Below are 20,071 nucleotides of genomic sequence, written 5' to 3'. Positions count from 1 at the left end.
TGTTGCCAAAACGTTGTGTATGAAGCTCCGTTCTACTGCTGCGCGGAAGAAAGCTAGCTAGGGCGGTGGTTGTGCCCTGGTCGGCGTGGCGGAAAGGGCAGTGACTGCCTGGCGGTTGCCTTAAAGCTGTTCACCCAGGAGGGCATGGTTTTTCTCAGCGAAACAGCTCCCTGGAGAGGCGCTCCGCCGGCGCAATCGGACAAGAGGGAACTGGGGAAAGTTGTGTTTGTGAGAGCCTTCATCCTATGGCCCGCTCGCGCGGACGGTAACTGCCTCTCCGGTCAGCGAAAAAGCTCGCGTGGCGGTAATGCGCACCGGCACCAGGGATCCCTTCAGTTGCTCCGGATTCCCTTCAAAGAACACCAAGCGATTGCCGCGGGTACGCCCCATCGCCTGGCGGGGGTTTTTCGGGTTGGGGCCTTCCACCAGCACCTCTTGCACCTGGCCTAAGAGTCGGGCGCTGCGAGCGGCAGCCACCTCGGCCACCAGTCGGTTCAGCCGTTGCAGGCGGTCGCTTTTTTCCTCTTCAGGCACCTGGTCGGGCCACTCAGCGGCGGGGGTGCCGGGACGAGGGGAGTAGGCGGCGGTGTTCACTTGGTCAAAGCCAATGTCCTGCACCAGTTGCAGGGTTTCTTGGAACTGAGCTTCGGTCTCTCCCGGAAAGCCGACAATGGCATCGGCGCTGATGGCGGCTTCGGGCATGTATTGGCGGATGAGCTGGATGATCTGGCGATAGCGCTCGTGGGTGTAGCCGCGCCGCATCCGCTTGAGCACTTCGTTGCTGCCCGCCTGGAAGGGAATGTGGAAGTGCTCGCAGACTTTGGGCAGCTCGGCGCAGTTGGCGATCAGCTCCTCGGTAAAGTAGCGCGGGTGGCTGGTGGCAAAGCGAATCCGTTCAATACCTTCCACCGAATGGACGAAGCGCAACAAGCTGGCCAGGTTGGTTTTCGGATCCAGATCCCGTCCGTAGGCGTCGATGTTCTGCCCCAGCAACGTCACCTCGCGGTAGCCCGCTCTGGCCACGTCTTCGATTTCGGCGCGAATGGCCTGGGGCTGTCGGGACTGCTCTTGCCCTCGCACCCGCGGCACGATGCAGTAGGTGCAGCGCTCGTTGCAACCGTAGATGACATTGATCCAAGCAGTGACCTGGCTGTCGCGGCGGGGCTTGGTGATGTCTTCTGGGATCTCAACCGGCTCGGTGGCCACCACCTGGTTTCCAGCTTCCACCTGCGCCAACAGATCCCCAAGGCGGTTCACGTACTGGGGGCCCATGACCAGATCCAGCTCAGGGACGCGGCGCAACAATTTTTCCCCTTCCTGCTGGGCCACACAGCCGGCCACAATGAGCTTGATGGCTGGGTTTTTGCGCTTGCGCTGCGCCTGGATGCCCAGGTAGGAATAGACCTTTTGCTCAGCATTGTCGCGGATGGTGCAGGTGTTGTAGAGAACTAAGTCCGCCTGCAACTCATCTTCGGTGGCCACATACCCCAGGGACTCCAGGATCCCGGCCATGCGCTCGGTATCGGCGCGGTTCATTTGGCAGCCGAAGGTGATGGTGTGGTAGGTGGGAGCAGCCATGGGAAGTAACAGCACAAAGAACCACCATCTTCGAGCTTAGCGGATCCTTAAAATGGCTGCGGGGCTTGAGACTCCAACAGTTAATCTAGCTAGATAGAAATTCCTACACCGGCAAAGGCTCATGTTGCCCAAGCATCGTCCCAAGCAACTATCGCTGGGCCCTCTGGAATCGGAAATCTTGGAGATCCTCTGGGATCTGGGCAGCGCCAGCACCCGTCAAATCCACGAGCGCATCTTGGCCGATCCGGATCGGGAGCTGGCCTATGCCTCTGTGACTACAGTTTTGCAGCGCTTGAGCCAGAAGGGCTGGGTGAGCTGTGAGCGCCGCACCGATCCCCAAGGGCGGCATTTGCCCATGCTGTGGCGGCCTCGTCTTTCGCGTCAGGAAGCGGCCAGCCTCAGGGCCTTCACCCACCTGCAGCAGTTTTTGGCTGTAGGGGATCCCGATACGGTGGCAGCCTTTGCCGATAGCCTGGATCAGGCCAGTGTGTCCCAGTTGCAGGCGATTGCCGAACGGCTGCGGGCAGCCCGTCAAGCCAGGAGGGATCCGCGATGAGCCACTTGGGCATGTTATTGCTGGGCTTGGGCCTCAGTTGGCTGTGGCGGGTGCAAGTGCGCCTGGATAAGGGGGGCGGGTGGAGCCGACGTTGGCAGCGGGCTTGGATCCACTTCTTGCTGCCCCCGCTGCTGTTGCTGACCACTGCTCTGGCCTTGGCCTGGATGGGGCCGTGGGGACAAATGGCCGGAGCAGGGGGCTGGTTCTGCTACGGCTGTGCCCTGCTGTTGCTGGCCGTGGCCGGCGGCGTGGCCTTGCACTGGATTTGGGAATACTGGCGCTCCTATCGACGTGCCCATCTGCAAGCTCTGGCCCAGGTGGATTTGCATGGCTCTCCGGCCTACGTGCTGGATTTGGAGATTCCTTTTGCTGCCCAAGTGGGGGTGTGGAATGCCCAGTTGGTGGTCAGCCGCGGCCTGCTGGAGCAGTTGGATGATGAGCACTTGCGGGCCGTAATCGCCCACGAAGAGGCCCATCGCCACTACCGCGATACCCTCTGGATGTTTGGAGTGGGCTGGCTGCGACGCCTCACCGGCTGGCTGCCCAACACCGAGGCCCTGTGGGAGGAATTGCTCACCCTACGGGAGCTGCGGGCGGATCGCTGGGCGGCCCAACGGGTGGATCCCTTGTTGTTGGGAGAGGCCCTGCTGCAGGTGGTGGGCTATGGCGTGGTGGAGCAACCGGCGGCAGCTTGGGTTGGCTTTGCAATGGCCGTGAGTTCAGACCCAAGGCAGCGGCTGCAAGAGCGTATCGATGCCCTGCTGCAGCAGGCAGAGTCAGGGCCCGTCGATCCCCTACCCCATTCTTCTTCCATTCGGGGTTGGGCCTGGTTGGGGTTGTCCCTATTGCCTTTGCTGGCGATCCCGTTCCATACCTGAGGATCTGCAGGATGCGATACTCTGGGTCAGGTTTTCTGGACTTCTAGGGACTTACAGCAGTGCAAACCAACTCTTCCCTTTCTGAGGCGACCGGGTCGGCGTGTGATCCCCTTACGCGGGCGCAGATCCTCATCGAGGCTTTACCCTACATTCAGCAGTACCAGGGCCGCGTTATTGTCATCAAATACGGCGGCGCAGCCATGGTGCACCAAGAGCGACGGGCCGAGGTGCTCCGAGACATCGTCTTTCTGGCCTGTGTGGGGATCCGCCCGGTGTTGGTGCATGGGGGGGGGCCGGAGATCAACAGTTGGCTACAAAAACTGGACATTCCCTTCAAGTTTGTGGATGGCTTGCGGGTTACCGATGCCGCCACCATGGAAGTAGTGGAGATGGTGTTGGTGGGCAAGGTCAACAAGCAGATCGTGCAGCTCATCAGCTTGGCCGGCGGATCGGCGGTGGGGCTGTGCGGGCGAGATGGCAACTTGATCAAGGCGCGATCCCAGGGCCGGGCGGAGATTGGCTTTGTTGGGGAAGTGAGCAGTATCAACCCCCAGTTGCTGCAAACCCTATTGGAAGGTGGACAGATTCCGGTGATCTCCAGTGTGGCTGCCGATGAGACGGGCCAAGCCTACAACATCAACGCCGATACGGTGGCGGGAGAACTGGCGGCCTCTCTGGGGGCAGAAAAGCTGATTTTGCTCACCGACACCCCTGGCATTCTCAAAGATCCTCAGGATCGCAGCTCTCTGATTACGTTGCTGGATATCGAGACGGCTCGCCAGTTGATCCAAGCCGGTGTCGTCAAGGGCGGCATGATCCCGAAGGTGCAGTGTTGCATTCGCGCCTTGGCACAAGGGGTGCGGGCAGCCCACATTCTGGATGGGGGATCCCCTCACTCTCTGCTGCTGGAGATTTTGACCGATGCCGGGGTGGGCACCAAGCTGGTTCCTTCTCAGTTTTCCGCTCAGTTGGAAGGACTGAACAACGGATCCCGCTAAGCTTCCTTGATAAAGCGCAGGATCTCCCGCACATGGCCGAGAAACTGGCTATCCACACTGAGCTGAGCCACAGCTTGGTGGGTCTCCTGGCGCAATTGCCTGTGCTCCAGCTCGTTGCTGGCCCGCAACTGTTCCAGTTGGGCTTTGAGCGCGGCCAGCTCCTGCCGCAGGTAGCGCCGGGTTTCTTCCTCTTGTTGGGCCCAAGAACCGGGCTTGCCGGGATCCCATTGCTCCTGCAACTGCTCGACTTGGCGCTGCAACTGCTCTAGTCGTTCCGCCAGCTCGAGGGCATCTTCGCGAGGGATCTGGATTTGCCCTTGCAACTGGGCCAAGCGGTCGGCCAAATACTCGTAGCCCCGGATGGCCGGGCGCAGAGCCGTTAACAACACCGCAGCCACGGCGCTGGGGTAGCCAATGGGGGTGACTTGCCCAACGGCCAAGCCATAGAAAGCTAGAGCCGACAGCCCATGCAGGGCAATGGCCACGCGCAACGACCAGCGGCTGAGCTTTTGTAGGAAAGCCAAGGTTGAATCTTCCACCGGGATCCCTCGTTCCTGAGACACGACCGCCTCCTGCTGAACGGCCTTGGCCTGAAAGTAGAGGTTCCAGGGAAGGGTGACGATCACCACCAGCCACCAAAAGCTGGCGATCCCAATGGCCCAATCGGCCAGCTCCCCAATAGGTAGCCCAAAAGCCCGCAGCAGGACAAACAGGATCCCACCGCCAATCAACAACACCAGCCCCGCCACCCAAACTGGGAAAAAGATTTTCGAGTAAGACACGGAGTAAGAGGTTGAGTAAGACATTGCCGGTTTCTCCTCATCAAGCTGCCTACAGCCTGCCCGAACCGAGCGGCCAGAAGCTCCTGAAGCGGCCAGTTTTCCGTCCGTCCCAGAGCCATTAGGGGTGCAGCTATAGCCATTCCCAATGGCGAGGAAACCCTTGCGGATCCCAAACTCCCTCTCCCTCAGGGAGAGCGCTTAGAGTAGATCAGCTAGAAATCGCAGGAGCCCCGCACTGTACCCGTAGGGTCAGTGCCGGGAGGAATGCGGAAGTCACAATAGAACCATGACCCAAGTCCTGACCGTCTCCTGCAAGCTCAAGGTGTCCCAGTCGCAAGCCGCCAAATTGGACGCGACTTTGGAGGCTTTTGGCCAAGCCTTGAATTGGGTCAACCAGAACACGCCGGAGAAAGTCGCCAACGCCGTTAAGCTCCAGTCTCTGTGCTACCGCGAAATCCGTGCCCGGTTCGGCTTGTCCAGTAACTTGGCAAGGACTACGTCCCGCTTACGCGACCAGCAGGTCTGCAGACGGCTGGCCGGCGCCCGTAAAGTTGCCCAACAGAAAAACCGCCCCGTCAAAGCGTTCAAAGGGGGCTTCGCTACCTACGATGCACGTATCTTTTCGTTCCGCGAGAAAGACTGGACGGTGTCGCTGACCACGGTGGAGGGTCGAGAGCGCTTTGAGCTGGCGATTGGCCGTTACCAGAGAGAACAGTTGGCAGGCTCCAATCCCAAATCTGCCACTCTGGTCAAGCGCAAAGACGGCTCCTACTCTATTCAGATCCGCGTGGAAGCGGAGCCATCCCCGCCGCAACGCACGGGCAGAGTGCTGGGGGTGGACTTGGGAAGGACGGATATTGCTCATACATCGGAAGGAGATAACTGGAATGGACAGCAGTTGAACAAAGTCCGAGACCATCACTCGCGGTTGAGGGCGGTACTTCAACGCAAAGCCAGTAAGGGCACCCGCAGTTCGCGGCGCAGATGCAGAGAACTGTTGCAACGGCTGTCTGGCAAGGAGAGACGCTTTCAGGCGTGGGTCAATCATCGCATCTCCAAAGCTATTGTCTCTAGGGCAAAGGCGACAAACAGCGCTATCGCCCTGGAAGACCTGACAGGGATCCGGGAGCGCATCAACCAACAACCCCGCAGTAAAACTGAACGGCGCAGGGCCAACAGTTGGGCGTTTTATCAACTCCGTCAATTTTTGGAGTACAAGGCTCTGCGTGCAGGGGTTGCTTTGATTCTGGTGCCGCCTGCCTACACGTCGCAGACCTGCCACCGGTGTTTGCACATTCATCCCGACCCTGCGCAATCCTACCGCAGTGGAAAGAAGTTTAAGTGTGGACACTGTGGATGGGAAGGGGATGCGGATTTGAATGGTGCGAATGTGATTGCGCTTTTGGGGGCTGTCGTAAACCAGCCTAGAGGTTCGTGGTTGGCTTGCCAACTGCAGGGCTACCGAAAGCCCGCTCCGTACCGCTTTAGCGGTCGGAGTCGGGTAGTTTACTGCTCTCTATGAGTTGTCTTTGTTGTTCTCGGGTGTAAGCCTGTGAGCCTTGCCGCCTCTCCCCCCGATACCGATTTAAGTAGGGATCCCCGCCCGCGGCGAGAAAGCGATTGGCGGCTGCTGCGGCTGCTCTGGCCCTATGCCCGTCGGCACCTCAGGCTGGTGTTGGCGGCCTTGGCCTTTCTGCCCCCTTTGGCCTTGGCGGATGCGGTGCAGCCTCTGATCCTACAGCGGGCTCTGGATGGCCCCATTGCCCGAGCGCTGGAACGAGGTGAGGCCGGGATCCTCTCCGACCTTTGGCTCTATGTGGGGCTGTTGATCCTGACGGTGCTGGTTCGCTGGCTCTTCCAAGCCCTGGAAGGGTATGTCAGCCAAAAGCTGGGGCAGTTGATGACCCGCGACATCCGCGACGATCTCTTCGCCCACATTCTGGCCTTGCCGGCTCAGTTTTTCGACCGCACCCCGGTGGGCAAGTTGATCACCCGCATCACCAACGATGTGGAAGCCCTGGGAGATGTCTTTTCCACCGGTGCCGTCGGCATTGTCAGCGACCTGTTTACTCTGGGGGTGATCGCGGTGGTCATGCTCAGCCAACGCTGGGATCTGGGCTTGCTGCTAATCCTCATCGTCCTGCCCATCAGCGCTGTTGTCCTCGAGTTGCAGCGCCGCTTTCGGGATGCCAACTTTCGCGTGCGCGAAGAACTCTCCAAGCTGAACTCCTGGATCCAGGAGAACATCTTGGGCATTACCGTGGTGCAACTGTTTCGGCGGGAGCGGCTCAATAGCGAGATTTTTCAAACCATGAACCGCCGCTACATCCGGGAAGTGGATCAAACCATCCTTTATGATTCTGCCCTTTCTGCCGTTTTGGAGTGGGTGTCTTGGCTGGCCGTGGCGGCCCTGCTCTGGGTGGGCGGGCAGCAGGTGATGTCAACCGGTAGGGGCTCACTTGGAGGGGGATGGACGGGATCCCTGCCCCTGCCCGGGGAACCCCTCACCTTTGGCAGCCTCTACGCCTTTATTCTCTTTTCGCAACGGTTTTTCAACCCGCTGCGGCAGTTGGCGGAAAAGTTCACCGCCCTGCAGGCGGGGTTCACCGCCGTCGAGCGCATCGACGCCATCCTCAGCCTGCCGGTCGCCATCCGGGATCCCGCTCAGCCCCGCCACCTACCCCCCGATGCTAAGGGAGAGGTGCAGTTTGAGCACGTTTGGTTTGCCTACAACCCCGGGGAGTGGGTGCTGAAAGACCTCACCTTCACCATCCGCCCCGGAGAAAAAGTGGCCCTGGTGGGGCCCACGGGAGCCGGGAAAAGCTCCATCATCCGCTTGCTCTGCCGCCTCTATGACGTAACCCACGGCTCCATTCGCATTGACGGCGTTGATATTCGGGATCTCCCCCAGGCTGAGCTGCACCGCCACCTAGGGGTAATCCTGCAGGATGGATTTTTGTTTTCCGGGGATATCCAGCAAAACATCACCCTAGGAGAGAAGGCAGATCTAGCGGCAGTGGAGCAGGTCGCCCGCCAACTCAACCTGCATGACTTCCTCCGCGATTTGCCCCAAGGCTACGCCACCCCCGTGCGAGAGCGGGGCAGCAACCTCTCCAGCGGCCAGAAACAGCTTATCAGCTTTGTGCGGGCCATGTGGCGGGATCCCAAAATCTTGGTTTTGGATGAGGCCACGGCCAGCCTGGATGTGGGCACCGAAGCCCTCCTGCAATCGGCTCTAGACACCCTGCTGCGGGATCGCACCGCCCTGATCATCGCCCACCGCCTTTCCACCATCCGCGATGTGGATCGCATCTTGGTTCTGCAGCGGGGGGAACTCAAAGAGCAGGGATCCCATGCCGAGCTCATGGCCCTCAGCGGGCTCTATGCCAGCCTCTATCGGCTGCAAGATCTGGGCGGCTAGCAGGGTGCTTCTGCCCAACCGTCAGCGACTGGCGCCAAAGCGAGACCGAATTGCCTTTAGGGTGGTGAAGCTGGCATCCGCGAACGCGATGCGAGCCTTGCAGAGTAACAGATTGCCGTTATCCACGGCAGTGTCTCTCAAGCTGGCCAAACCATCGCTGGCCTGCACCAGGGCACGGCGGCCCCAGCTAGAGAAATTTTTGCTGAGGGTGTTGATCAAGCGTTCCATAGGGACTGGACATTCCGCTCCTTGTCTTCCACCTAGCCTACTCCCCCAGCCGCAGGTATCCACAGAGGGCCATCAAGAAAATTGTTTGTTACAGATTGTTAAAAACTTGCCGTCAAGCCGGCAGACTGGCTATGATAGGCCCCAAGTTTGGCAAGCAATTCAAAGAAAGCGGTTAGCCATGAATCATCGGCCAGAGGTAGTGGAAGGCACAGAGTCCAAGCAGAAGGTGACCCTGTATCTCTCACCTGAGCTGCACCGGAATCTGAAGATTCGGGCTGCCGTGGAGCGGGAGCCGATGTCGGCAGTGGCAGAGAAGGCCATTACCTTCTATCTGCTTCACCCAGAGGTCATTGAAGGGGTACAAGGTAGCGCCTATCGTGTCCATCAATGTCCCAAGTGTAGTCACCCATTTGTTATCCGCGATGGAGAGGTGGTTTCCCTGCACCAGACATCGGCTGCCGAAGCCATCCTTGAAGAGGTGGAGCCAGAATACTGGGGATCGGCTGCTGGCTCGGAAGAGCAACGGCAGGATGCTCTGGTACCCTGCTAGAACGCTCCCAAGCAGGCCCCCTTCAGGAACTTGAGCTGATAGGAGCAGACAGCAACACAGAAAGCTTCTAAAATCCTCTCAAAATCCATCCAACAAGGGCGTACTCCCAAGTGCGATCCAATACCTAGGCAACTCGAACCCCATTTTTCAACCGTTCTGGCGGCTCCTGAAATTTCCCCTCTGCAGTTGGTGTTTCCCATGCAAGAGCTAGGCATCCTCATTCAAGCTCAATACCCACTGCTGTACCTGCTGACTCCAGAGGAGGAACGGGCAGAAGCGGCTCTGGCAGCAATTGCCCGCACCCTTAAGCCTCAGCGTCGCCTATTCATTTGGACAGTTACCCACGGCATCGTCGAATACGGCAACCCCCGCAGCCTCACCCAGCACAACACCCAATCCCCCCAGCCCGCCATCCAGTGGGTAATGGAGCAAAAGGATCCCGCCATCTGCGTCTTCAAAGACCTACATGACTTCTTGGACAACACCGAGGTGAAGCGCTGGCTGCGGGATGCTATTGCCAGCCTGAAGGGATCCCACAAAACCATCCTGCTCATGTCGCCGGTGCAGGTGATCCCGGTCGAGCTGGAGAAAGACATTTGCGTAGTGGACTTCCCCCTGCCGGACATGGCCACATTGGAGCGCGCCCTCAACCGCCAGCTGGAGCAGATCCCGCGCTCCCTGCCTTTGGCTCCTGATACCCGCGAAAAGTTGCTCAAGGCGGCCCTGGGCCTAACGCAGGACGAGGCAGAAAAAGTCTACCGCAAGGCTGTGGTGATGCATGGTCGCCTCACCGAGGCAGAAGTAGACATCATCCTCTCTGAGAAGAAGCAACTGATCCGGCGCAACGGCATTCTCGAGTTTATCGAAGAGGACGAGACCATCGACGCCGTTGGCGGTCTGGAAGAGCTGAAGCGCTGGCTGCTGCAACGTTCTGAGGCCTTCACTGAGCGGGCCCGCGCCTATGGACTGCCCCAACCCAAGGGTATGCTGATCCTGGGCGTGCCTGGCTGCGGTAAGTCGCTGATCGCCAAGACCACTGCCCGTCTCTGGGGCCTGCCCCTGCTGCGTCTGGACATGGGCCGCGTTTATGATGGCTCCATGGTGGGCAAATCGGAAGCGAATCTGCGCAGTGCCCTGCGAACTGCTGAATCTCTCGCCCCTGCCATCCTTTTCATCGACGAGCTGGACAAAGCCTTTGCTGGATCAGCAGGCTCCAGCGATTCTGACGGGGGCACCTCCAGCCGCATCTTTGGCTCTTTCCTAACCTGGATGCAGGAGAAGCGCTCGCCGGTCTTTGTCATGGCCACCGCCAACCGTGTGGACCGTCTGCCGGGCGAATTCTTGCGCAAGGGCCGTTTTGACGAAATCTTCTTCGTGGACTTGCCCAACATCAACGAGCGCATCGAGATCTTTCGGATCCACCTGCAGAAGCGGCGGCGCGATATCAGCCGCTTTAACCTGCGCCAGCTAGCTGCCGCCTGTGAGGGCTTCTCCGGCGCAGAGATCGAACAAGTTTTGATTGCTGCCATGTACGAAGCGTTTGCCCAGAACCGTGAGTTTACCCAGCTGGACATTCTGGCAGCAACGAAAGCAACTCAACCGCTATCTCGCACCATGACGGAGCAAGTGGTAGCGTTGAGGGAATGGGCCCAGCAGCGGGCTCGGCCTGCAGCGGCCTCTGTAGCCGAGTACCAGCGGCTGGAGTTCTAGGAGGAGGTGAGGATCCAAAGCTACCTTGACAGAAGCAGGGACGGCAGGGCCCAAACCTTCCCCAAAGAACAGTGCCCATTGTTTGTGTTGATGTTCCAACCCCTACACACAGGAGAGAAACACCATGTCTCATTTTAGCACCTTGCGTACCAAGATCACCGATAGCCAAATCCTGATCAACTCTCTGCGCGATCTCGGCTACACCGTTAAGCTGAACGCCGACGTGCGTGGCTACAACGGCCAGCGTGTTCGCGCTGACATCGTGGCTCAGTTGGAAGGCGACTACGATCTGGGCTGGTCGAAGAATCCCGACGGTTCCTACGACCTGATCGCCGATCTGTGGGGCGTGGCCAAGAAGCACAACCAGACCGAGTTGATCAACTCCATCAACCAGAAGTACGCCGTCAACAAGACCTTGGCCGAGGTGAAGCGTCCTGGCTTGAACAACGCCAACGTTAAAGTGGTGATGCACTAAGCCGGATCCTGTCTCGCCATCGCTGCAGCGATCTACACCGACTAAAGTTAGGAGGGGCTGAATCCAGCCCCTACTTTTTGGCTTGGTTTTTGGATTGGAGGGGCTGCGACCCGAAGGAGGAACCTACGCTTCTGTGAGAGCGGCAATGCCGGGCAGCACCTTCCCTTCCAATAGCTCCAGGCTGGCCCCGCCGCCGGTGGAGATATGGGTCATCTTGTCAGCGAGGCCAACTTTCTCGACAGCTGCCACCGAGTCGCCGCCGCCGATGATGGTGGTGGCTCCCGCTTGAGTGAGATCGGCCAGGGTGCGGGCGATGGCTTCTGTGCCCACGGCAAAGCGGTCAAACTCAAAGACGCCCATCGGCCCGTTCCAGACCACGGTTTGGCACCCCTGCAGGGCAGCCTGGAAGGCTTTGATCGATTCCGGGCCGATGTCCAAGCCCATCCAATCCTCGGGGATGGCGTGGATGGAAACGGTCTGGGCCTGGGCATCTTTGTCAAACCTATCGGCTACCACCACATCCACCGGCAGCAGCAGCTCCACCCCCCGCTCTTTGGCTTTTTCCATCAGGGAGCGGGCCAGATCCAGCTTGTCGGTTTCCACCAAAGACTTGCCGGTTTGGATCCCTTGGGCTTGGTAAAAGGTAAAGATCATGCCGCCGCCCAGCAGGAGCTTGTCCACTTTTTCCAGGAGCCGCTCAATGACGCCGATCTTAGTGGAGACTTTGGAGCCGCCGATGATGGCCGCCAAGGGGCGCCGCGGATTCTCGATGGCGCCGGAGAGGAATTGCAGCTCCCTTTCCACCAGGTAGCCGGCCACAGCAGGCTGGAGATAGGCGGTAACGCCGGCAGTAGAGGCGTGGGCGCGGTGGGCACTGCCAAAGGCGTCGTTGACAAACAGGTCGGCCAGTGAGGCCAGCTTGCGGGCAAATTCCGGGTCGTTGTCCTCCTCTTCTGGGTAGAAGCGGACGTTTTCCAGCAGGGCCACCTGGCCGTTTTCCAGGCGGTTCACTACCGCCTCGGCCTCAGGGCCGATGCAGTCGGGGGCAAAGGCAACCGGCTGGCCCAGCAATTGAGAAAGACGGGTGGCCACGGGGGCCAGGCTATTGCCCTCGCGGGCGACCTTAACCGCGCCTGTCTCTTTGTCTTTTTTGACGGGGCGGCCCAGGTGGCTGGCGAGGATCACTTTGGCGCCCGCTTGGATGAGGGCCTGGACGGTGGGCAGAGCAGCCCGAATGCGGGTGTCGTCGGTGATGTTGCCCTGGGCGTCCAAGGGGACATTGAAATCGGCGCGCACCAGCACGCGCTTGCCGTTTAAATCAAAGCCGGATGACAGCAGGGATCCCAGTGTTTGTTTGGCCATCGTTGTCTTTCCCCCCGGACTGCGGAAAATCTTTACTTTTTCTTCCGTATGTATCCTACCAGCGATTGGGATCCCGGCAGTGAGACAGATGGGCTTCGGGATCCCCTTGTTCCGCTGCTTTTGCTGGGTCGGCCTTCCGTCTGCCCCTTGGCCCCGGCAATTGTAACGGTTTGCAAATAGAATAAAAATGTTGCTTTGTCGTTACCCTCATGCGTGTTGCCATTGCTGGTGGCGGGCTGGCCGGGCTGGCCTGTGCCAAGTATCTCTGCGATGCCGGGCATCAACCGCTCCTCTTTGAGCGGCGGGATGTTTTGGGTGGCCTGGTGGCTGCCTGGAAAGATGCCGACGGCGACTGGATCGAGACGGGGCTGCACAACTTTTTTGGCGCCTACCCCAACACGTTGCAGCTGTTCCGGGAGCTGGGCATCTCCGATCGCCTGCAGTGGAAGGAACACAGCTTGATTTTCAACCAGCCGGACAAGCCGGGCACCTATTCCCGCTTTGACCTGCCGGATATTCCCGCTCCTTTCAACGCCATTGTCGGCATCTTGCGCAACAACGACATGCTCACCTGGGGGGAAAAGGTGAAGTTTGCCCTGGGGCTGGTGCCGGCCATGATTCGCGGCCAGCGCTATGTGGAGCAGATGGATCGCTATAGCCTCTTGGAATGGCTGCGGCGGCAGGGTATTGACGAGCGGGTCAACACCGATATTTTCATTGCCGTCTCCAAGGCCCTGGCCTTCATCAACCCGGAGGAGATCTCGGCCATGGTGCCCCTGACGGCCTTGAACCGCTTTTTGCAGCAAAAAGATGGCTCTAGGATTGCCTACCTAGACGGCGCTCCCCCAGAGCGGCTCTGCCAGCCGATGGTGGACTACATTGTCGCCCGTGGGGGGGAAGTGCATTTGAAGGCGGCGTTGCAGGACATTCGTCTCAACCTCGATAACAGCGTGGCCGGGTTTTGCTTAGCCACCCCCTCTGGGCCGGTGGAGGTGACTGCCGATGCCTATGTCTCGGCCCTTTCGGTGGACGCGCTCAAGGAGCTGCTGCCGCCCCAATGGCAAGGGATCCCCTTTTTCCAAAAGCTGCGTGAACTGGAGGGGGTGCCAGTAATTAGCCTGCAGATCTGGTTTGACCGCAAGATTACTCACATCGATCACTCCTTGTTTTCCCGCTCGCCGCTATTGAGCGTGTATGCCGACATGAGCAACACCTGCCGGGCCTATGCCGATCCGGAGCGGTCCATGTTGGAGCTGGTGCTGGCTCCGGCTGCCGAGTGGATTGATCGCGGCGATGAGGAGATCTTTGCCGCCACGCTGGAGGAGCTGAAAAAACTCTTCCCCCAGCACCTCACCGGCCCCAACCCCGCCCGCGTGCGCAAGTGGGTGGTGGTGAAAACGCCGCGCTCGGTCTACAAGGCTACCCCTGGCAGACAGCAGTATCGCCCCACTCAAGTTACCCCTATTCCCAACTTCTTCTTGGCGGGCAGCTACACCCTACAGCCCTTCCTGGGCAGCATGGAGGGGGCCATCCTCTCCGGCAAGTGGGCGGCGGAGGCCATCAACAAGGGGATCCCATTTCAACGCGCTTCTGTCTCGGCCTCAACTCTGGCAGCTGCGGGGGTCTAGCTCTCCGCCGTCCGCCTCCTATGCCTTTTGAATCTTTCTTTTCCCCACAACCTCTTCTAGGCTATCCGCGGCGTCCGCTTTCCCGTAGTGTTGATATGTGCCCTCGCCGTTCCTCTTCCTTCTCTATCCTGGCCCTGTGCTCCTGGAGATAGCCAGATGAGTCCACTTGAGCAATCTTTTGCCCTCTGTCGCCAGATTACGGCCAAGCACGCTAAGACTTTCTACCTGGGATCCCTGCTCTTGCCCCAGTCCAAACGGCGGGCCATCTGGGCCATCTACGCTTGGCTGCGGCAAACCGATGAGTTGCTGGATGGACTGGAAGCCAGCCAGGCAGAGGTGGAGGTCACCCGCAGCAAGCTGGAGCAGTGGGGATCCCATCTGGAGTCGCTCTTCCAGGGAGGCGAGCCGCAAGTCCCCACGGACCTTGCTTTGATCCACACCATCCGCACCTACCGCCTTTCCATCGAGCCGTTTCGCGAGATGCTGCGGGGGCAGAGCATGGACTTGGATACGCGGCGCTACGCCACCTGGGAAGATCTGCGGGTCTACTGCTACCGCGTGGCCGGGGTGGTGGGGCTGATGTGCTCGGAGATCATGGGGTTTGTGCCGGGCCGGGATGGCCGCGAGGAGGCGGTGGCGCTGGGGATCGCCATGCAGCTCACCAACATCTTGCGGGATGTGGGAGAGGACGCCCGCCGCGGGCGGATCTACATCCCCCTGGAAGATCTGCGCCGCTTCAACTACTCCGAGCGGGACCTGTTTAACTATGTTATTGACGAGCGCTGGATGGCTTTGATGGACTATGAGATCCGGCGGGCTAGAGAGCTCTATGCCCAAGCGGAACGGGGGATCCCTACCCTGCAGCCGGACTCCCGCTGGCCGGTAGCCGCTTCCTTGATGCTCTACCGGCAGATTCTCAACGCCATCGAGCGCAACCACTACCAGGTTTTTCGCACCCGCGCTTACGTGTCCACTCTCAGCAAGGCATTGGCGCTGCCGGTGGCCTGGTGGCGGTCGCGGCGCTCCAACTACTACGGTTACTAGTAGGGAGCAGCAAGCAGTTCCCCACGGCCGCGGCAGCAGAAAACAAGAAGGCCTCTAATACAGCGAAGAAAACCTATGGTAAGCCGTGCCCTGACCCTACCCTATCAGCGAATCTGGGAAGACAGTTTAACCATCTTCTGGCGCGACTGGCTGGATCTGCGGGGGCGAGTTTGGCAGGTGGTGGCCTCAGGTCTGGTGGCCCCCCTCATCTACATTGTCGCCTTTGGGGTGGGCTTGGGGGGATCCCTGCGTTCAGAGGCTCTGGCCGATGTGGTGGGATCCACGGCGGCAGGCTCCTACCTGCGCTTTATTTTGCCGGGGATGGTGGCCCTTTCCGCCATGACCATCAGCTTTGCCGGCACCACCTTCTCCATCTGTGGATCGCGGCTATTTACCAAGAGCTTTGAAGAGCTGCTGCTGTTGCCGGTGCACCCCTTGTCTTTGCATCTGGGCAAGGTGCTGGCGGGCATTGCCCGCGGCCTGCTGACGGCCTTGGGGGTGTTGGCGGTGGGGGTGCTGGGTACGGGGGCCTGGGGCCTGCTTCACCCCTTGTCGCTGTTGGTTCTACTTTTGGATTGCACCGTCTTTGCCGGCATTGGGGTAATTGCTGGCTTGAAGGTGCCCAGCCTGGAGAGTGTGGGCGTGCTAACCAACTTTTTGATTACGCCCATGTCTTTCCTAGGGGCCACCTTTTTCGATCCCGCCCAGTTGCCGACCTACCTGCAGGTGCTGGTCTATTGCCTGCCCCTTTCCTACGCCAGCATTGGCATGCGGGCAGCCGCCTACCAGCCGCTTGCGGAGTTTCCCTGGTACACGGTGGGAGTTTTGGGCGGCTTGGCGGTAATCCTGGCTTTTGTGGGAGCTTATCTGTTTTCCCACCAGCAGGACTAGCTGCCCTTGCCAAATACTTCTGGGTAGCGAGCCAGCTGCTCTTGCAAATCTTGGTTGTAGCGCAGAACAAGCACGCGGTAGCCCCGTCCCTGCAGCTGCGAGCGCAGTTGGCGATCCCGTTCCGCTTGGGCAGGCTGGTCGTGGACTGGGCCATCGCAGAAGATGCAGATGTTGGGGCTGTAGAAGAAGTCAACGACGCAGTCGGGATCGGCAATGGCTTTCTGGGCATCCTCAGGCAGCCGATACCCTCCTGCTGCCAGCGTTTCGAGAAAGCGGCGCTCCAGTTCAGAGCGAGGGTCCAGGAGCTGGCGCAGCCACTCCAGGTGCTCTTGGCGGGAGCGACCCAGGGAGCGCAGCTCGGTGCGGCTGTTGGCCAGCAGGCCCAAAAGATCCCGGATCTGATAGCGGTCAAGCTGCAGGGCCTCCCTTTGGTTGGCGTAGCTAAGCAGGCACTCGTAGCAGGCTGCCCGGCACTCCGGTCGCCGATCTTGGATCCCCTCTTCCGAAAGCTGGAAGTGGCAGATCTCCAGAGCCACTTGGGCCACCTCGGCAAGGGCATGGGGCTCTTCCACCAGCCGCCGCAGGACGCCAGCTCCCCCTTCGGCGGTCTCGTAGAGGAGGATGGCGCGATGGGATCCCTGGCCAATGGACTCGGCCGCCAGCTCCGTCTCCTCCAGCTCAAAGGTCTCCTCGATGCCCCGCTTGAGGGCATAGCGCAGGGTCGTTTCTAGGGCCTGCAGATTCCCCAGGCTGGGCTGAACCAGCCGCACCAGCAAGAGGTTTTGGGTAGCGCGCACTGCCAGGCGGATGGGCTGCAAGGACATCTGGCTAGACGAGCTAGCCCTATTGCCCCCAAGCTGATCTCGAGAAGGGACTTCGCCATTGTCAAAGTTGACCAGGAAACCTCGCCCCCCACTGCCCCGCCAGCCGGAGTTGATGCGCAGCAGCGTGGCGGCTGGGGCATAGCGCAACTGCAGCAGGGGAGTTTCGCCCCTTAGCACGTCGGCTTCCTGGACGCGGTAGCCTGAACTTTCGGGAGCAAACTGAAAGAAAGTCTGCAGCTCGTATCCCTGTCGCCGCCGCTCTTCTTCGTCGGCAGTAATGCGATCCCGCCGCCGCATGCGCACATTGGGCATTTCCAGAAGCTGGGTAAAGAGGCTGTTTTGCCCATCGAACTGGGTGCCGCAGACGGGGCAGCAATCCAGGTGGGGATCGGCAAAGGCCCCACAGCTAAAACAGAGCTTGTGGCTACTTTTGCGCTCCTCCAGGCCGCCGGGCGGAGCCTGAAACGCCACTGCTTCCCACTGGCAGCCCTCATGGTAGAGGAAGTTGTGGGGAGCAAACTCGCGGATAGCCAAAAAGCGAGGCCGGGCGATGAACTCGCCCTCGCTGCCGCGGGGCACCCAGGCCCGCACCGGCAAGGCAGGGAAGTTGTAGCCGGGCAAGAAGCCTTCGCTAGCCAAATAGCGGTAGGGATAGAAGTCGCTTTCCTCCCGCTGGGTTCCAATCTGCAGCAGCAAGTTGCGCTGGCGCAGGGCTTCTTGCTGGCGGCGCTCGGCTTCCTGTTGGTCTTTCTTTTGGCGAGTCGTCTGGAGCTGGCGGTTAGCGGCTTCCAACTGCTGCGTGGCAGCCCGATAGAGCTCTCGCCAGCGATCGAAAGCTCGGTCAAAAGCCTGGGGTGCCTCTTCAATGACCTGCTGAAGCCAGCGCTCGCTAAACCAGCCGCTTTTATCTAGGAGTTGGCGATCGGCGGCCAGCAGCTTCTGCACCTGCTCCTTCACTTGTTGGCGGGCAGACTCCTCAAGTTGGATTTGCTGGGCCACTGTCTCCCTGAGGGGCAGCTCTTCCCGATCCGCGTCGATGACGGTTTCAATGGAATTGCCTAGGGGCAGGCGCACCTGAGCCAACCAAACGGCGTGGATGTGAGCGCGCAGCAGCGATTCGTTGGCTAGATCCAGGCGGGGAGGGCGCACGCGACCGGCCACCATCTCGGGGCGGCGGCGGAAGTAGTACTGGTCGTGGCTATTGAAAGCCCCGCAATAGGTGATGATGAGTCCCGGCTGCCCCTGGCGGCCTGCCCGACCGCTGCGCTGGGCGTAGTTGGCTGGCGTTGGGGGAACGTTGCGCAGGTGCACCAGATCCAGATCGGCAATGTCGACCCCCAACTCCAGGGTTGGCGAGCACACCAAATAGGGAAGGCGTCGAGCTTGATCCTCCCCGCGAAAGCGCCTTTCTCGCTGCTCCCGCTCTCCTGGCCGAACCACCTGAGCCGTGTGCTCCCTAGCCTCCAGGGATCCCAGCCCTGCTGCCCCGGCTCGGTAGAGCTCCTGAAAGAAGGGGTTGATGGGACGGCGGACAGAGGTGTAGCCCTCCTGCTGGGCGCTGCGGGAATACAGAGGATCCGGCGGCGGCAGGCCATCCCCCAGACACCAGCGCAGACAGCCGGCGTCTAGCTGGTAGGCTACCTGGCCATTTTCCACGTGGCGCCGTAGCAGGCCCTGGCTGACCAGGAGAGACAGCAGGGACTCCAAAAACCTGTCGTAGGCTTCTTGGTTCAGATCAAGGCGCCTGCAGAGGAAGCGACCAATGGTGCTGCGGCGGCCCAGGCTGAGCATTTGCCCGTTTTCCCGGGAAGGGTTCTGGCCAAAGCAGCGAGCCGTCCGCAACTCCTCATGCTCTTCCAGGCCCCAAAACTCATTGAGATATTGCTGGGCGCGCCGGCGCAGCCTTCTCTGGGGCTCTGCCTTGAGCACGGGCACATCGATGGCCAATTGGCGCCGAAACCGATCCAACAGAGCCCGCAGCAGTTGCTCTTGCTCGTCAGGGCTGGCTTGGGCAAACCAGGGGTGAAGGGAAGCCAGGGCTGAATTTTGGCAGAGCTCCCCGAGGCCGCGGTACTCGATTTTCAGCAGGCCCACCTGTTCCAAGTTGGGGTGGGTAACCCGCCAGCCGCGCCGCAGATCTTCATAGAGCCGGTATTCGGTTAGCTCGCTAAAGGTCTGCCACACTTCCTCGGCACTGGGCGAGTCGGGATCCAAAGCCGGGTTTTGGGCAATGTCGGCAAGCTCCAGGCCAGAAGCCCGCACCACTTCCTGGGCCACCTCGTCAAAGCCCAGCTCTTTTTTCTCCTGCAGGGCAGCATAGAGCGCGGCCCGCAAAAGGGCCACGTGGACAAAGTCGTTGAAGTGGCCGGCCTGCAAGGAGGCGTCCTGGCGGTTGTCGGTAAAAGTCAGCAGCTTGCTGCAAGCGGCCTGGGTTTGCTCGGCATGGCGCAGCAGGGAGGTGGCAAGGATGGTGGTGGCGCTGGAGCGGCCTTCGCTGGAGAGGGAAGCCAGCTTGGCGAACTCCCGCTCCCGCTCACTGTAGTACTCGCCGCAGGCCAGGCACAGGGAAAAGGGGTGGGGCTGCCACCACATCTTCTGCGCCTCCGCCTGGGGGTACTCGGAAAAGGAGCCATCCGGGCGCACCCAAACTGCTTGGGGGACGCGCTTTTTCCAGTGGGGTTTGAGCCGGTTTTCAGGGGTGTACCAATCTTCCGGGATCTGCTCCAGCGACCACTCGTTGTCAATGGGATCCAAGCTGAGGTAGCCGGCCTGCTGGTCTTCGCCTTCCTCAACCTCTTCCCCCAGAGGATAGGGCAGGAAGTGAGTCTTTGACCTGAGGACGTGGTAGTAGTCCTGGCCACAGTGGCGGCAGAACTTGACGGGGAAAAACAGCTTTCCTTCCCCTGCTTGCACTTGTCCTTCCAGGGAAAACTGCCGCTTGTCCCGACTTTCCAGGGTGGCATAGAGGGTGCGGCCCTGGGAGATAAACTGGTGCAACTTCAAGGCCGGGCCGCGGCTAGAGCCCTCCCGCAGGCTGCTGGCGTGGGCCAGAAACTGGCGTAGGGACTCGGTGCAGCTCTCAGGGGTAGTGCTGGTCAGCTCTGCCAGTTGGGCAGCAACTTCGGAAAGCGCCCGGGGCACGCGGC

At 60.3% G+C, this 20,071-nt stretch carries 16 protein-coding genes (1 of these 16 only partly in view); 11 read left to right on the top strand and 5 right to left on the bottom strand.

Annotation, left to right across the window (positions count from 1 at the left end):
- Nucleotides 1-243: 243 nt before the first annotated feature.
- Nucleotides 244-1,578: a tRNA (N6-isopentenyl adenosine(37)-C2)-methylthiotransferase MiaB gene (gene miaB / locus ACVWYY_RS04385; protein WP_457402502.1), complete on the bottom strand. Its 1,335-nt coding sequence runs from the start codon at nt 1,576-1,578 to the stop codon at nt 244-246.
- Between the two features lie 121 nt (nt 1,579-1,699).
- Here miaB and ACVWYY_RS04380 point away from each other — a divergent pair, with 121 nt between their 5' ends.
- Genes ACVWYY_RS04380 through argB form a run of 3 tightly spaced genes read left to right on the top strand, consistent with a single transcriptional unit; the run spans nt 1,700 to nt 4,010 of the window.
- Complete coding sequence (locus tag ACVWYY_RS04380; protein ID WP_414423600.1) at nt 1,700-2,134, top strand: BlaI/MecI/CopY family transcriptional regulator; 435 nt, start codon at nt 1,700-1,702, stop codon at nt 2,132-2,134.
- Nucleotides 2,131-3,012 carry a M56 family metallopeptidase gene (locus ACVWYY_RS04375; RefSeq protein ID WP_457402500.1) on the top strand — a complete coding sequence of 294 codons (882 nt, stop codon included), beginning with the start codon at nt 2,131-2,133 and terminating at the stop codon, nt 3,010-3,012. The genes ACVWYY_RS04380 and ACVWYY_RS04375 overlap by 4 nt, the downstream gene beginning before the upstream one ends.
- A gap of 59 nt (nt 3,013-3,071) precedes the next feature.
- The gene (argB, locus tag ACVWYY_RS04370; protein ID WP_457402498.1) at nt 3,072-4,010 is read left to right on the top strand and encodes an acetylglutamate kinase; all 939 of its coding nucleotides are present in this window, start codon (nt 3,072-3,074) and stop codon (nt 4,008-4,010) included.
- On the opposite strand, the gene ACVWYY_RS04365 is transcribed toward argB, so the two are convergent.
- Complete coding sequence (locus ACVWYY_RS04365; RefSeq protein WP_457439665.1) at nt 4,007-4,792, bottom strand: hypothetical protein; 786 nt, start codon at nt 4,790-4,792, stop codon at nt 4,007-4,009. The genes argB and ACVWYY_RS04365 overlap by 4 nt on opposite strands.
- 286 nt (nt 4,793-5,078) lie before the next feature.
- Here ACVWYY_RS04365 and ACVWYY_RS04360 point away from each other — a divergent pair, with 286 nt between their 5' ends.
- Together ACVWYY_RS04360 and ACVWYY_RS04355 are read left to right on the top strand one after the other, a co-directional pair.
- Nucleotides 5,079-6,314, top strand: a complete 1,236-nt coding sequence (locus ACVWYY_RS04360; RefSeq protein WP_457402494.1) for an RNA-guided endonuclease InsQ/TnpB family protein — start codon at nt 5,079-5,081, stop codon at nt 6,312-6,314.
- 30 nt (nt 6,315-6,344) lie between these two features.
- On the top strand, nt 6,345-8,213 hold the full coding sequence (locus tag ACVWYY_RS04355) for an ABC transporter ATP-binding protein (RefSeq protein WP_457402492.1): 1,869 nt from the start codon (nt 6,345-6,347) through the stop codon (nt 8,211-8,213).
- A gap of 21 nt (nt 8,214-8,234) precedes the next feature.
- On the opposite strand, the gene ACVWYY_RS04350 is transcribed toward ACVWYY_RS04355, so the two are convergent.
- The gene (locus ACVWYY_RS04350; RefSeq protein ID WP_041436551.1) at nt 8,235-8,441 is read right to left on the bottom strand and encodes a hypothetical protein; all 207 of its coding nucleotides are present in this window, start codon (nt 8,439-8,441) and stop codon (nt 8,235-8,237) included.
- 178 nt (nt 8,442-8,619) lie between these two features.
- Between ACVWYY_RS04350 and ACVWYY_RS04345 the strand changes: the two genes are divergently transcribed.
- From ACVWYY_RS04345 to ACVWYY_RS04335, 3 genes are all read left to right on the top strand, one after another.
- Nucleotides 8,620-8,991 carry a hypothetical protein gene (locus ACVWYY_RS04345; protein WP_041436554.1) on the top strand — a complete coding sequence of 124 codons (372 nt, stop codon included), beginning with the start codon at nt 8,620-8,622 and terminating at the stop codon, nt 8,989-8,991.
- Between the two features lie 198 nt (nt 8,992-9,189).
- Nucleotides 9,190-10,701, top strand: coding sequence for a stress-responsive protein Ycf46 (gene ycf46 / locus ACVWYY_RS04340; RefSeq protein ID WP_457402490.1), 1,512 nt, complete (start codon nt 9,190-9,192; stop codon nt 10,699-10,701).
- Between the two features lie 124 nt (nt 10,702-10,825).
- Nucleotides 10,826-11,176 carry a DUF1257 domain-containing protein gene (locus ACVWYY_RS04335; protein WP_414355711.1) on the top strand — a complete coding sequence of 117 codons (351 nt, stop codon included), beginning with the start codon at nt 10,826-10,828 and terminating at the stop codon, nt 11,174-11,176.
- Nucleotides 11,177-11,299: 123 nt separating this feature from the next.
- On the opposite strand, the gene ACVWYY_RS04330 is transcribed toward ACVWYY_RS04335, so the two are convergent.
- Nucleotides 11,300-12,538: a phosphoglycerate kinase gene (locus ACVWYY_RS04330; RefSeq protein WP_457439663.1), complete on the bottom strand. Its 1,239-nt coding sequence runs from the start codon at nt 12,536-12,538 to the stop codon at nt 11,300-11,302.
- A 209-nt stretch (nt 12,539-12,747) separates the two neighbouring features.
- Here ACVWYY_RS04330 and pds point away from each other — a divergent pair, with 209 nt between their 5' ends.
- The 3 genes from pds to ACVWYY_RS04315 all read left to right on the top strand — a co-directional run bounded on the left by pds (nt 12,748) and on the right by ACVWYY_RS04315 (nt 16,101).
- Nucleotides 12,748-14,166, top strand: coding sequence for a 15-cis-phytoene desaturase (gene pds / locus ACVWYY_RS04325; RefSeq protein ID WP_457402486.1), 1,419 nt, complete (start codon nt 12,748-12,750; stop codon nt 14,164-14,166).
- 156 nt (nt 14,167-14,322) lie between these two features.
- Nucleotides 14,323-15,210 (top strand): phytoene synthase, encoded by an 888-nt coding sequence (locus tag ACVWYY_RS04320; protein ID WP_414388869.1) that lies wholly within the window; start codon nt 14,323-14,325, stop codon nt 15,208-15,210.
- Between the two features lie 75 nt (nt 15,211-15,285).
- Nucleotides 15,286-16,101 carry an ABC transporter permease gene (locus tag ACVWYY_RS04315; protein WP_457402485.1) on the top strand — a complete coding sequence of 272 codons (816 nt, stop codon included), beginning with the start codon at nt 15,286-15,288 and terminating at the stop codon, nt 16,099-16,101.
- Here ACVWYY_RS04315 and ACVWYY_RS04310 read toward each other — a convergent pair.
- A protein-coding gene (locus ACVWYY_RS04310) for a DEAD/DEAH box helicase (protein ID WP_457439661.1) crosses the window boundary here: on the bottom strand, nt 16,098-20,071 show its 3' portion. 1,081 nt of this gene lie beyond the right edge of the window; the window shows 3,974 of its 5,055 coding nt (coding positions 1,082-5,055); its start codon lies off the right edge, out of view — the gene reads right to left on this strand; it ends in the stop codon at nt 16,098-16,100. The genes ACVWYY_RS04315 and ACVWYY_RS04310 overlap by 4 nt on opposite strands.

The organism is Thermostichus sp. MS-CIW-34 (genome assembly GCF_054060435.1).
This window is presented reverse-complemented; position numbering and strand designations above follow the sequence as displayed.